Origin of the sequence: Bradyrhizobium sp. cir1, assembly GCF_014198245.1 — a bacterium.
In the GTDB taxonomy this organism is placed as follows: Bacteria; Pseudomonadota; Alphaproteobacteria; order Rhizobiales; family Xanthobacteraceae; genus Bradyrhizobium.
On sequence record NZ_JACIHE010000022.1, the window covers coordinates 49,715 to 61,831 of the forward strand.

Here is a 12,117-nt window from a genome sequence, read left to right on the forward strand (position 1 = left end):
GGCCCAAGCCTCGAGAGAGTACTAGGGCTCGGACTCAATTGATCCAATAGGCAACGATGGCGGCGAGATGGACGGCAGCCAAGAAGTTCCTGGCTAGTTTGTCGTAGCGAGTTGCGACACGCCTGAAATCCTTGAGGCGGCAGAAACAGCGCTCGATGACGTTGCGCCCCTTGTAGGCGCGTTTGCTGAAGCTGTGGAGAGTGACCCTGTTGGATTTGTTTGGAATGACGGGCTTGGCACCACGATCGACGATTTCGGCTCGAAAGCCGTCGCCGTCGTACCCTTTGTCGCCAATGAGGGCAGACATGGGTGGCGCGAGTTCCAAAAGGGCTGGCGCTGCGGCAATATCAGCGTCCTGGCCTGGAGTGAGATGAAATGCGCAAGGTCTGCAGTCAGGGTCGCTCAGCGCGTGGATTTTCGTGGTCCGTCCGCCGCGCGAGCGGCCGATCGCTTGGTCATGCTCCCCCCTTTTCCGCCGCTCGCCGAGCGATGCGCTTTGATCGTGGTGGAGTCGATGGACAAAGTCACGCCGTCTTTGCCGCAGCGGGCGAGCGTTTCAAAGATCGCCCGCCAATGTCCGCGCTTGGCCCAGCGATTGAAACGATTGTAGATCGTCGTGTACGGACCATAGTCGGGCGGGCAATCGCGCCAGCGTGCGCCGCACTGAAGCATGTGAATGATACCGCTGATGACGCGTCGATCGTCGTCGCGCACCGGTCCGGTCTGGTTCGTTGGCAGATGCGGCTCTATCACAGCCCATTGCTTGTCGTTGAGCCAGAACAGTCCTTTGCGCATCGAAGTCCCCCGCGTGGAATCAACCCGCTGCGAGGGAATCAGAGTTCGCTAATTAGGTACAGACCCTAGTAGTCAATCGACAGCTTTTGTTGCTTACACGCATCATGCTCCTCCCTTGCCGAGGAACGGTGACGAACACGCGTCGGCCACGATCCGGCCGCGACTTACAAGTTCACGCAGGCTGACGGTCGGGCCTCCCTTGACGGAATCAGAAATGTGCTCAGGTATCTCAAGCTCAAGCAGCGTGCCTATGGGTGTGACGAACGCAATGTCTGTTGCGCCATCGTAGCTGCATGACGCCACGCCAAAAACTTCTCCGGCAGCGTTGAAGACGGGGCCGCCACTTGAGCCCCCATGCAGGTTGATGCTGGTCCGGAAATAGGGCGGTTTAAGCTTTGCCGAAGGGCCGCGATCCAGAAAATATTCTTCTAATACGCCATCGTAAAAGTCGGGCTGAAGGTGTACCGACTGGCCCGCAGGATCGTCGATTACTCGATGGAGTGGGTAACCCCATGTGCTCACCTTCGCGCCGATCTCCGGCATCTGCGATGTCAACGACAAAACCTTTGGCTTAATGACGTTGCCAGACGTGTCGTCGACAAATTCGTAACGAGGAATCCCGAACGCCACGTCTGCGGTTGGATGAACGAAGAATTTCCAGATCGGAAGAAACCGGGTTTTGCCGTTGGGAAGGGTGTGGGCTATGCCAACCGAATCCGGCGTGGCGGCAAGCTGTTGTTCGGCCTCCAGGGCCACATGCGCAGCCGTCGCGAAGCCACCTTTTGGTTGCAGGTAAAAGCCCGTGCCGATCAAGGCAACTGTTGACGGTGTCGGCCGCTTCAAAACCGCAAATGTAGCGAGACGCCCATCGGCGATTACGTCGTCGGCATTGTGCATACGCCAGCTTCCAGCGGATGCGGTGCCTGGCAATGGCCTCAGGCGCGGTTCACTCATATTACGGAGGCTAAATCAGGCTGAGACATGTAACCAGCCACCATCTCGCCCTTGGCGCAGCACGGCGAAATCATCTTCCGATCCCATGTGTTCGACGAAAGGAATCGCGCCGCCGTTGCTTGGATCGGGGGTTATGTCGGTCATCTCACGTGACGCGGCTTGACGGACCACGCTGTGTGGCACGAACCAATGGCCTCCGAATACAAGCCATCCGCGAACGACTTCATAGCCGGCGTGACGCCTAGCGAATTCGTCGCAATTCTCGTGGCACGCGTTGGGTTGGGCGAGAGGTTGTGGTTCGCGTGGGATCGGTAACGCGGTTACGGCGCGCCTGACGAGTTCGTCGAAGTAGGTTTGCGTGCGTTGATTCATGACCAGGAAGCTTATCGCAGCCGATGCTCGTTCTGGTAGGAGCGCGCCTGAAGCGGTTTATTGATTTCTGGTTTTATCAATAATGACTTGATTTATATGTGATTTTTCAAACTCGACTTTGGTTTGAATATATGTCATATTATCAAGCATGGCTAGATCAAGATGGCACCTTCTAAACCAGCTCGACAAGCTCCTCCCGGAGGGGCTGCTGGTGGATTCGGCCTGGCTCAAAAGCCACGGCTACTCCACCCAGCTTCAAAACCTGTACGTAAAGTCAGGCTGGCTCGAACAGCCCAGCCGAGGTGTCTTCCGGCGGCCGCGTGGCGCCCTAAGCTGGCAACAGGTCGTCATATCCCTACAGACCATCCTCAACTATTCACCGCTTGTGGTTGGCGGGCGGACGGCGCTCGAACTGCAAGGCTATGCGCATTACCTTCCGCAATCGACGACGCGTGTTCATCTCTATGGACCAAAGGCGCCGCCGCCCTGGGTTCAGAAGTTGCCGCTGTCCGTCAAGTTAATCTACCACAACGACCGGCGGCTCTTCGAAAACGAACCCGTTGCGAAAGGCATAAGCAGCGTCCGTTGGAATGTCGAAACTGGGAAGATGCTTGACGTCACGGCCTTTCGAGGAGGCGACGTAGCTCAACTGAACTGGGGACAATGGGATTGGCCTTTGACCTTATCGACGCCTGAGCGCGCTGTCTTTGAGCTGCTCGACGAATTGCCCAACAATGAAAGTTTCGAGCAAGTCGATGCTCTACTTGGCGGCCTCGCCAATCTTCGGCCGGATCGCCTGCAGAAGCTCCTGCAAGATTGCGCGAGCGTGAAGGTCAAGCGTCTATTCTTCTACTTCGCCGACCGCCACAACCATGCCTGGCTCAAACGCCTCAGCAAAGAAACCGTCGACCTGGGCCACGGCAAACGTATGCTCGTTAGAGGTGGCGTCCTCGATCCTACCTATCAGATAACCGTCCCCGGAGACCTCAATGGCGTTCGCTGACGTTTACAAAAAACAGGTCGCACTTCTGCTGCGCGTTCTTCCGTTCGTCACCGAGGAAGAATGCTTTGCCCTGAAAGGCGGCACCGCGATCAATCTGTTCGTCCGAGACATGCCCCGACTGTCTGTCGATATTGATCTTACTTATGTCCCCGTAGCGCCGCGAGCTGAATCCCTTGCCGACATAGACGCTGCGATGAAACGCATAGTCGTAAAGATCAAAGAGAAGATCCCAGGCGCGCACGTGCACGAGACTCAAAGAGAGGGGGCCACCGTCAAGCTTGTCGTTCGTTCCCAGAACGTCCAGATCAAGATTGAAGTTACGCCTGTGTTGCGCGGATGTGTCTTCGAGCCCGCTCTAACCGCCGCGCGGCCCGCCGTCGAAAACGAGTTTGGGTTTGCAGAGACCCGCACGGTCTCCTTCGCCGATCTCTATGCCGGTAAGATCGTTGCCGCGCTGGATCGACAGCATCCCCGCGATTTGTTCGATGTTCGCGACCTGCTGGCGAACGAAGGCATTACGGATGAGATACGCAAGGCGTTCATCGTCTACCTATTAAGTCACGACCGTCCAATGTCCGAGGTCCTTGCGTCCCCCCAGAAAGATATCAGCGATGAATTCCTTCACGGCTTTGAAGGCATGACCGACAAGCCCGTATCAAAGGACGAACTGATAACGGCGCGTAAGAAGCTTGTTGATGAGATCGTTGGCAAGATGCCGGCCGATCACCGAAAATTCCTGGTGTCGTTCGAGAGAGGGCAACCGGATTGGGGTCTCCTCGGCGTGCCCGACGCGGCCAATCTACCAGCCGTCAAATGGCGCCAGCAGAACCTCGACAAGCTCACGAAGGAGCGCCGCACCCAACTCGTGGAGGCTCTTGAAAAGGTGCTGTTCAATTAAGTGGTACTTTAGGTTATCCGTGTCATTAGGGGATTGATTTTATTGTACTTTGCTGGAATCTCTTTTGACCAGAATGCGGACGTTACTACCTCCGCGACAAGCTGCCTTAAGTTGTCCTTCTTTCCTTTCTCAATCCGATTTGGTCTTATGGAATGGCCACAGAAGCGGACACCTGCCGAAAATTCGTTGTACCCAAACTTCAAAGTGCGGGTTGGGATAGCGATCCTCACTCCATCGCCGAGCAGCGGACGATTACAGACGGCCGTGTCGTTCCGGTCGGGAAAGGCTTCATCCGCAAGCCACCGAAGCGAGTTGATTACCTTCTGCGCTACATGCGCGATTTTCCGCTTGCAGTGGTCGAGGCCAAAGCGGCCTACAAGACCGCTGCCGATGCCGTCCAGCAGGCCCGCACTTACGCTGAAATGCTCGGCCTCGCATTCGCTTATGCGACCAACGGGCATGACATCATTGAAATCGACTATTTCACCGGCAAGGAAACCCACGTCACAGACTACGCAACGCCCCAAGAGCTTTGGGCGCGTTATCAAGCAGGACAAGGCCTCGGAAAAGTCGAGGTCGGCGAGCGACTCCTGACTCCGTTCAATCACACCGGCGGTAAAGACGAGCGATACTATCAACAGATCGCCATCAACCGCACGGTTGAAGCGATCCTCAAGGGCCACGAGCGCCTCCTGCTCACAATGAACATCATCGCAGACGGCAAGTATTAAGCAGGCGCCGTACCCAAAAGTATCGAAGCGCTGAGGGCTGATTATTCGATTGCGTCGCGGAATCTCCCTCGTCTAGAATCGAGTTGGGAATATGTGGGAATGTCTTGCAATGCATTCGCCCTGCAAGAGGATTTTTGAGAAGTGCTCATTGCACGCGTGCTAGTCTGTTGCAGGGGTAATGATCATGTCAGTCCGCAAGCGCAGTTGGAAAAACGCCGACGGTACGGAAACGACGGTCTGGGTGGCCGACGTTGCCGACGCCACCGGTCATCGCGAACGGCGCCAGTTCGACAGCCGCAAGGAAGCCGATGCTTTCCGGATTGCTACGGAAGGGCAGATGCTCGCCGGAACGTTCCGGGGTGACGCCGCGAAGTTCACGGTCAAGGACGCCGCTGTTGCTTTTCTCGACTACTGCGAGGGCCGACGCCAGCGACGCGAACGCATGACGACCAAGAACTACAAGGTGATGGAAGGTCACGTCTACAATTACATCTGTCCAGATCCGAAGCGCCACGAGGGCAAGAAGCGCGTCGCGCGTCTCAAGTTGTTCGACGGCGGCATCAAGATGTCGAATTTGCGGACCCGTGTCGTGACAGATTTTCGGGACCGCCTTCGGGAAGCCGGTGTCACGGTCGTTACCACCCGCAAAATCTTGAGCACCCTGCAACAGATTGTCGGTAACGCCGTCAGCCTTGATTGGGTCGCGATCAATGTTGCGAAAGGCGTGAAGGTAATCGGTCGGCGCGAAGAGGGCGCTCGAAAGGTCGTGCCGCCCAGCAAAGAAGCAATTCGCGCATTGCTGGCGGTTGCCGACCAGGATTTTAGAGTGAAACTTGCGTTCGCCAGTGCGACCGGCATCAGGGCGGGCGAGTTGCACGCGCTACGCTGGCATCACCTTGATCTTGCCAAAGCCGAGGTAACGATCGAAACCCGGGTGGATTCCTATGGTGACGAGGATGTCACCAAGACAGCCGCCGGCATGAGGACGATCCCCTTGTCGCAGCAGCTTGTCCTCATGCTCAAGGAATGGAAGCTGCGTACCAAGCGCAAGAAGGCCGAGGACCTCGTCTTCCCGAACAAGCGCGGCTGGTACACGAGCCACGACAATATGGTGAAGCGCAAGTTCCTTCCCCTGTTCGACCTCGTTGAGGAAAAGTACAAGAAGGAAGGACTGAACGCGCCGCCACCCGAGCGCTTCAACTGGCACGCCTTGCGACATTTCGCGGTGTCATGCTGGATCGAGGCCGATCTGAAACCCAAGACGGTTCAGACCTTTGCCGGCCATAGCAGCCTTCAGGTCACGATGGACCGCTACGGTCACCTGTTCAAGTCGGACGACCATAAGAGGGCAATGGATGCCATTGCCGATAACATGTTTGGATAGGTGGTTCTCCGCCTTAACTCTTCAGCCAATCGGTAACCAATCTGACTACCGGCTTACGACGCAGAAAGACGAGCAAAGTGTAGCCGTTCCACCAAGCATGCCATTGGAAGACGACACTTTGACCATCAACCAATAGGCTCTCGTTTCCATCGCACGGGCGGCCTATGTCCCTTGCCGCAACCCACGGGTGGCCTGTATGGATGGTTGGGGGAATGTCGATTTCGACATACCGCTTGTTAAATGCGGGTGAACCGACCGAACGCCAGATTCCCAGCACCCGGTTGCCCTCCTGATCAATCGCGTTCGCCGGATAGTAAAGGAGCAACGCGAGAGCCTCATCTTGCTCCTCGACAAAACGCCAAGCCGTCGCTTGCTTAGACGCGCCATGTTGCTCGGCAAGTTTGAAGACCGCTGGGAAGTTTGGCTGATAGTCTCGGGCGAGGGATCGAAACCGACTTCCCTGAAAGATGGTCTCGGATCCGAAAAAGTTGGCCTCAATTTCAAAGAGGGCTCTAGCGTCCGGCGACAGCGACTCACCATCGTCAAGATAGGCGAGATCAACCGCATGCCAGGGCATCACCTGATGGCCCAGTTCATGGGCCTTTACGAAAAGCTCGCGACCGTTGCGCGGATCAGGCGGGATGTAAGTCTCGCGCGTTCTAATGTCTGCGATGCCACGAATCTTCTGCATCGCGCTCCGAAAAAAGCCCTTTGCCTTCTCCGGAAGGGTCTTCAGGAAGCCTTCGTCCGGCAATTCCGCGATATTGGTGACTTTGGCGATTTCAAACAAGCGGTCGATTGGCGTCGGCAACACGCCTTCGGCATTAGCCTCTCGTACAAGCTTCCGAACGAGATCGGAAATTCTCGACTCCGACTCGGGCCTTACCGCGATCCTCTGTTTCGGTAAGGCCATTCGCTTTGCCTCACTTCTTGTTATTAAAACGTAGGAACTGGATATATTTCACCACCTGTTCCTCTTCGTCAGGCGACAAATTCGCCGTCATGAGTGCTGACTGGACCGCACTCGGATTTAGGCGTGGTTTACCATCGGCGCGCTCCGTCTTCTGCAAATAGCCGGCCTCGCGCATGAGATCGGTGTAGGGGACTTTGTAGAACTCAGCCAAGGCCTGCAGTTTGTCCGGTGATGGTTTCGACGCGTCACCACGTTCCAATTGCGACAAATAGGTATTGGAAATGCGGGTGGCGTCCTCCACCTCCCGCAGGCTGTGCCCACGCACCAAACGTATTTCGCGGAGTGTTTTGGAAAGACTCACGACTTCTCCCACGTTCAAGTCTTTGATTTGGCTCAGTTTGCCCGAAATATCGGGCAATGGCAACTATTATTTGACTCGATCGGGCAGTGCATGATATATCGGGCGTACATTGCGCACTATTATTCGCGGAGCGCACAATACCACGCAATCCTGGAGACGATAAAAATGACCGACCAAACTCAAGACTCGCCGCCGAATGTCCTCGCCGCGTCGGTTCCTACGGCCAGCGGCGGCCCGGAGCAGGCGCGGAACGACCTCGAGCTATTCATTCACGTATCAGGTCTCAAGCCCGACGTGGTGCTCGCCACGGCCGAGGAAACCCTGCGCGACGTATTGGGCCGCATTCAGACCGTGGAATCGCTAGAAGGATATCACCTCTTTGTTGGCGAGTGCACCGAATCCCTGACAGAGGCGGTCGAGATCGATGATGGTGTCGACGAGCACGCCGCAGTCGACATAGACCTGAAGCTATCCGTGCTCGATCTCGAGCGACACCGTCACGTCCACGCACACAAGTGCCACCGTATCGCGGTGGAGGTGAATTTCAGCAACCAGACGAAAAAACACAGGTTCGCTCCGAATACGACAGTTGCAGTCGTCACCGACTGGGCTAGGTCGAAATTTCCGATCGATGCCGCGCTGGCCGGCGAATACGTGTTGCAGCTCTGCAAGAGCACCGTCCAGCCACGTTCGACGGAACACCTTGGTGATATCGTGCCGGCAGGCACCTGCTCGATCTGTTTTGATCTCGTCAAGGAAGTAACGCCAAAGGGCTGATCGCATGCTACCACCCGATCAGCGCCTCTTCGAAGCCGACCTACAGTCCACGGAATACCGCGACGGGGCAGCGAAAGGTCTATGGGGGCAGGTCGCCACGGCTGACCTGCCCGAGGCGACGGCGTGGCCCCAAGTCTATTTCTGGATGGCTGCGGCAAAGCGGGTTGGCGCGCCCGACCGCTACCATGTAGCGCTTGACGTGAAGGGCTATCGAGCAGCTTCACCAACGGGTTGCTTTTGGGACCCTCTTACAAGGACCACGCTTGATCTGAGCCAGTGGCCAAAGGGCAAGCCGGATAGCCGGTTCTCCGTCGTGTTTAGAACCACCGGTTTTTCTTTCCAGGGGCGGGCCTTCTACCACCCCTATGACCGGGCACCCATGTCCGATCACCCCCAATGGAAGGCGGAATTGCCGCACCTTATGTGGACGAGTTCCCACACGATCGTTGACTATCTGGAAGAATTTCAATCGCTGCTGATGAGCGAGGACTACCTTGGCATCTGACGCAGATATCAAGACCATCAATTTGCCCATACTGTTGTGGGCGAATGTCATCCGCGATCTGCGTCGTCGCGGCGGCGGTGTGCGCGAAAGCGGCGCATTTTTGCTCGGCCGTCTCGATAATGACCATCCTCGCGTGACATCCTACCTTTGCTATGACGATGTCGATGCGGACGCTTATCAACTCGGCGCCATCGCCTTCCACGCCTCGGGCTGTGCCGCCCTCTGGCAATATTGCCGTGAGCACCAAGTACAGTTGCTGATCGATGTTCATACCCATCCAGGCCAGGATGTTCGACAGAGCTACATCGATATCCGCAACCCTACTTTACCGGTCGTGGGCCATACCGCGATGATCGTTCCCTACTTCGCGAATACGTCATGGTGGTCGCTCAAGCAGATCGGTGTCTATGAGTATCGCGGGGGATTCAACTGGCGTACGCATTTGGCGGCCGCGCGCAACAGGCGCGTCAAACTCTCACTCTGGTGAAATAACGCATGGCTCCATTCGACGGAGAAATCTCCCGAATATCGAAGCTTTTCATTGATCTTGAACAGGCCGACACTGATGCCGTGCTCAGGCGTCGGCAGACTTACATGGTCGCGCTTAACTGCGGCGATGATGTCGCCCCATCCTACACGTTACAACTCGCCGTACTGACGGCGGCCATCATCGGAATACGATGTTTCCCCGGAGCAATCCGGGCCGTCGTTTCTCCAGTGCTGGCTGCAGCACCCCTTCGAGTTTGGCCTTGGCTCGGCCTCAGCTTCGGACAAGCGCTCGCGCAAATAATTGGCCCTGACGCCGTCGCGGCCGAAGTGCCCATAGCATCCCGCGTATTGGTCTTTGGCGCCGCGGCGGAAACGAAGGGCGCTTTGCGTGTGACATTCGATGGGTGGACGGCGAAGGCCGGCCCGGCCGATAAGGTTATGCGATTGTCAGAACGCCAGTATTTTTCGGCAGTCGGGATTCTCGCCGCCTCACTGGCGATGTCCGAACTATTTCTCTCTTTTGCCGGAATAGACCTTCTCGCAACACGCCGGCCCGTCGGTCTCTCCTTGTGGCGACCCGATTTGCCGATCGATCATCCCGATGCATTGGGGCTACCCGTCAGTTTTCTGCCGCGCAGCTTTTGGCTTTTGGGTTTGGGCCATCTCGGTAATGCATATCTATGGGCACTTGCGACTTTGCCTTACGCCAGACCGACGGACGCTGACTTTGCCCTCTTCGATTTCGACAAGGTCATAAAGGACAACGTCGAGACTGGCGTTCTCTTCGAGACGGGCTTCGTCAACAAGTTCAAGCCACACGCATGTGATATTTGGCTTAACCGGCATGGCTTCCAGCAAGTGCGGCTAGTCGAACGAAGGTTCGATGCCTCGTTCAGGCTTCAGGGCGATGAGCCCACGCTAGCGCTTTGCGGCTTTGACACCAATCCAGCGCGACGTGACCTTCCCAACGGAGGGTTTGCCCGTGTAATCGAAAGCGGCCTTGGCGGTACCGCGAACAACTTCGATACGATCAGCTTCCACACGCTCCCCAATCCTCGCAGCCCCGACGATCTGTGGCCAGACCAAACGAAGGCAGAGCTAGCAAAGATCGAAGCCGAGCAAGAGCGTGTTGCTAGCGAAAATTGCGGCTATCAGAAGCTCGCGCAGGACATTTGCGGCCGCCGAGATCTCGCGGGCAAGTCCGTAGCAGTCCCTTTTGTGGGCACCACCGCCGCGAGCCTGGTGGTCGGCGAAGCGGTCAAACTTCTACATGACGGCCCCGCCTACCATGGCATCAAGTTGAGCCTCGGCGATCTGGCCAGGGTTCGTACCATCAGGAACGGCAACTATAGCGCCCTTGATACAGCGGCGATCGCGTCCATCGAGCGCAATCCACTCTAATCCTTGCCAAAGGTGATCTGCCTGGCTCTTGACCGCGAATGCGTGCCTTGCCGGCAGTCTGCACCACGACATGGGACACGATCATCGACGCGTAGAGATCGAATGTATACCCTCGTAAACTAGTCAGCGAGTCGCCGGAAAGTTCGCCAATGAATGAATTCGAAGAGCTCTTCGATATTGCCAAGAAGTTGCAAGCTGCCGCTGCGGCCGGCGATGCGAAAAGCATTTCTACTCCCTTGAAATCGCTGCGCGATGCCGCCGAGACGGTGCAGCAATCATTTTCCGGGTCGTGGCTAGGGTATCATTCGCGTGTCTATTACGATGGGCTAACGGCGCCGCCTGCGGGGGCGCATTTTAGCCAAGAGTGGGGCTTGAAGGATGTCAGCTTCACAAGCTTGGGATCGCGGGGCGCCTGGCGTGAATATCGATTCGATGAGGTGATCGAACACATTCTCGCGAATGCCGCGCATCCAGACATTGAACCGGCGCGCAAGGCGGCGCGCGAGGCCAATGCACTGTTCGACACCTCGAAGTCGGAGATCGAATCCCTCTTAGAAAGCGAGTTGTCGGATCACGACGATGCATTCTTAACAAAGCTCAAGACGGATCTTGAGAAAATGGAAGCTGCATCAAAAATGGATATCGCGGAACACTGGAGGCCGAAGGGCCAAATCATGACGCGCGATACCACGGCGTTGGGACAGAGGACTCAAGTTCCGCCACATATTGATATCCTGGCGGAGATTGCCGCAATCAATAATGCTTTTGCGTTGTGCCGCGGTGCAGCCGACGTCGCGCGAAAGGCGGCCTCGCATCTCGAACGTAAAGGACGCAGGAAAATGGCGGCTGATCGCGTGGGGACAAATGTCTTTATCGGCCATGGTCGCTCGCTTATGTGGCGAGAGCTCAAGGACTTCGTGCAGGATCGGCTCGGCCTGCCGTGGGATGAGTTCAACCGCGTGCCTGTGGCTGGCGTGACAAACATTGCGCGATTATCCGAGATGCTTGATGCTGCGGCCATCGCCCTGTTGGTGATGACGGCCGAAGACGAAATGGCCGATGGGGCCGTCCAGGCGCGAATGAACGTGGTGCATGAAGCCGGCCTTTTTCAGGGCCGGCTCGGTTTCACAAGGGCCATTCTCTTGCTGGAGGAGGGCTGCGCCGAGTTCAGCAATGTGCAGGGATTAGGACAAATTCGTTTCCCGAAGGGAAAGATCGCGGCCGCCTTCGAGGAGGTTCGCCGCGTGTTGGAACGCGAGGGCCTCATCGATGGGAAGTAGTCTCGCACCCACGCTGGCAACGCCGGGTAGGGCGTCTTCCCAGGCGCGACGCCCCATTACCAACCTTCGACCCCCAGTACCACGAGTTCCGTGGCACAAAACTGGCACAAAATTCGGTACGTCACATTGAATTCATTCAACTATTTCCGATGGTGATTCATGCTCATAACCTGAAGGTCATAGGTTCAAATCCTATCCCCGCAACTAATGAGCGCTGCGAAAGCAAGCTTCGGTGCTGGGACGCGGCAATCGCC

Annotated in this window: 13 protein-coding genes; 9 read left to right on the forward strand and 4 right to left on the reverse strand. The window is 56.7% G+C overall.

Going from position 1 to position 12,117, the window contains the following annotated elements; genetic code table 11:
- Positions 1–34: 34 nt before the first annotated feature.
- Positions 35–795, reverse strand: a protein-coding gene (locus GGD63_RS31960) for an IS5 family transposase (RefSeq protein ID WP_183247961.1) whose coding sequence is annotated in 2 segments (ribosomal slippage) — positions 35–456 and positions 456–795 — 762 coding nt in all. Because the reading frame shifts where the segments join, the coding sequence is not laid out codon by codon here.
- A 102-nt stretch (positions 796–897) separates the two neighbouring features.
- Entirely contained in the window at positions 898–1,692 is a 795-nt protein-coding gene (locus tag GGD63_RS31965) for a trypsin-like peptidase domain-containing protein (RefSeq protein ID WP_183247962.1), read from the reverse strand.
- 577 nt (positions 1,693–2,269) lie between these two features.
- Between GGD63_RS31965 and GGD63_RS31970 the strand changes: the two genes are divergently transcribed.
- The 4 genes from GGD63_RS31970 (at position 2,270) to GGD63_RS31985 (ending at position 6,137) form a co-directional block, all read left to right on the forward strand.
- Complete coding sequence (locus tag GGD63_RS31970; protein WP_183247964.1) at positions 2,270–3,124, forward strand: type IV toxin-antitoxin system AbiEi family antitoxin domain-containing protein; 855 nt, start codon at positions 2,270–2,272, stop codon at positions 3,122–3,124.
- On the forward strand, positions 3,111–4,022 hold the full coding sequence (locus GGD63_RS31975) for a nucleotidyl transferase AbiEii/AbiGii toxin family protein (protein ID WP_183247966.1): 912 nt from the start codon (positions 3,111–3,113) through the stop codon (positions 4,020–4,022). Before GGD63_RS31970 ends, GGD63_RS31975 begins: the two co-directional genes overlap by 14 nt.
- A 152-nt stretch (positions 4,023–4,174) precedes the next feature.
- Positions 4,175–4,753 (forward strand): type I restriction endonuclease, encoded by a 579-nt coding sequence (locus GGD63_RS31980; protein ID WP_183247968.1) that lies wholly within the window; start codon positions 4,175–4,177, stop codon positions 4,751–4,753.
- 184 nt (positions 4,754–4,937) lie between these two features.
- The gene (locus GGD63_RS31985; RefSeq protein ID WP_246785746.1) at positions 4,938–6,137 is read left to right on the forward strand and encodes a site-specific integrase; all 1,200 of its coding nucleotides are present in this window, start codon (positions 4,938–4,940) and stop codon (positions 6,135–6,137) included.
- A 13-nt stretch (positions 6,138–6,150) separates the two neighbouring features.
- On the opposite strand, the gene GGD63_RS31990 is transcribed toward GGD63_RS31985, so the two are convergent.
- Entirely contained in the window at positions 6,151–7,050 is a 900-nt protein-coding gene (locus GGD63_RS31990; RefSeq protein WP_183247972.1) for an ImmA/IrrE family metallo-endopeptidase, read from the reverse strand.
- A gap of 10 nt (positions 7,051–7,060) precedes the next feature.
- Positions 7,061–7,411 (reverse strand): helix-turn-helix domain-containing protein, encoded by a 351-nt coding sequence (locus tag GGD63_RS31995; protein WP_183247974.1) that lies wholly within the window; start codon positions 7,409–7,411, stop codon positions 7,061–7,063.
- A gap of 165 nt (positions 7,412–7,576) precedes the next feature.
- On the opposite strand from GGD63_RS31995, the gene GGD63_RS32000 reads away from it, so the two are divergent.
- The 5 genes from GGD63_RS32000 to GGD63_RS32020 all read left to right on the forward strand — a co-directional run bounded on the left by GGD63_RS32000 (position 7,577) and on the right by GGD63_RS32020 (position 11,863).
- On the forward strand, positions 7,577–8,188 hold the full coding sequence (locus GGD63_RS32000; protein WP_183247976.1) for a hypothetical protein: 612 nt from the start codon (positions 7,577–7,579) through the stop codon (positions 8,186–8,188).
- A gap of 4 nt (positions 8,189–8,192) precedes the next feature.
- On the forward strand, positions 8,193–8,693 hold the full coding sequence (locus tag GGD63_RS32005) for a hypothetical protein (RefSeq protein ID WP_183247978.1): 501 nt from the start codon (positions 8,193–8,195) through the stop codon (positions 8,691–8,693).
- Positions 8,683–9,180, forward strand: a complete 498-nt coding sequence (locus GGD63_RS32010) for a hypothetical protein (protein ID WP_183247980.1) — start codon at positions 8,683–8,685, stop codon at positions 9,178–9,180. The genes GGD63_RS32005 and GGD63_RS32010 overlap by 11 nt, the downstream gene beginning before the upstream one ends.
- Positions 9,181–9,188: 8 nt before the next feature.
- Entirely contained in the window at positions 9,189–10,583 is a 1,395-nt protein-coding gene (locus tag GGD63_RS32015) for a hypothetical protein (RefSeq protein ID WP_183247982.1), read from the forward strand.
- Positions 10,584–10,732: 149 nt separating this feature from the next.
- The gene (locus GGD63_RS32020; RefSeq protein ID WP_183247984.1) at positions 10,733–11,863 is read left to right on the forward strand and encodes a TIR domain-containing protein; all 1,131 of its coding nucleotides are present in this window, start codon (positions 10,733–10,735) and stop codon (positions 11,861–11,863) included.
- The last annotated feature ends 254 nt before the right edge of the window (positions 11,864–12,117 follow it).

Excerpts from the sequence above, each read along its gene's own strand:
- GGD63_RS31980 (WP_183247968.1), top strand. The coding sequence starts at position 4,175 with ATGGCCACAGAAGCGGACACCTGCCGAAAATTCGTTGTACCCAAACTT.
- GGD63_RS31965 (WP_183247962.1), bottom strand. The coding sequence starts at position 1,692 with ATGCACAATGCCGACGACGTAATCGCCGATGGGCGTCTCGCTACATTT.
- GGD63_RS32015 (WP_183247982.1), top strand. The coding sequence starts at position 9,189 with ATGGCTCCATTCGACGGAGAAATCTCCCGAATATCGAAGCTTTTCATT.
- GGD63_RS31970 (WP_183247964.1), top strand. The coding sequence starts at position 2,270 with ATGGCTAGATCAAGATGGCACCTTCTAAACCAGCTCGACAAGCTCCTC.
- GGD63_RS31975 (WP_183247966.1), top strand. The coding sequence starts at position 3,111 with ATGGCGTTCGCTGACGTTTACAAAAAACAGGTCGCACTTCTGCTGCGC.
- GGD63_RS32000 (WP_183247976.1), top strand. The coding sequence starts at position 7,577 with ATGACCGACCAAACTCAAGACTCGCCGCCGAATGTCCTCGCCGCGTCG.
- GGD63_RS31985 (WP_246785746.1), top strand. The coding sequence starts at position 4,938 with ATGTCAGTCCGCAAGCGCAGTTGGAAAAACGCCGACGGTACGGAAACG.
- GGD63_RS32005 (WP_183247978.1), top strand. The coding sequence starts at position 8,193 with ATGCTACCACCCGATCAGCGCCTCTTCGAAGCCGACCTACAGTCCACG.
- GGD63_RS32020 (WP_183247984.1), top strand. The coding sequence starts at position 10,733 with ATGAATGAATTCGAAGAGCTCTTCGATATTGCCAAGAAGTTGCAAGCT.
- GGD63_RS31990 (WP_183247972.1), bottom strand. The coding sequence starts at position 7,050 with ATGGCCTTACCGAAACAGAGGATCGCGGTAAGGCCCGAGTCGGAGTCG.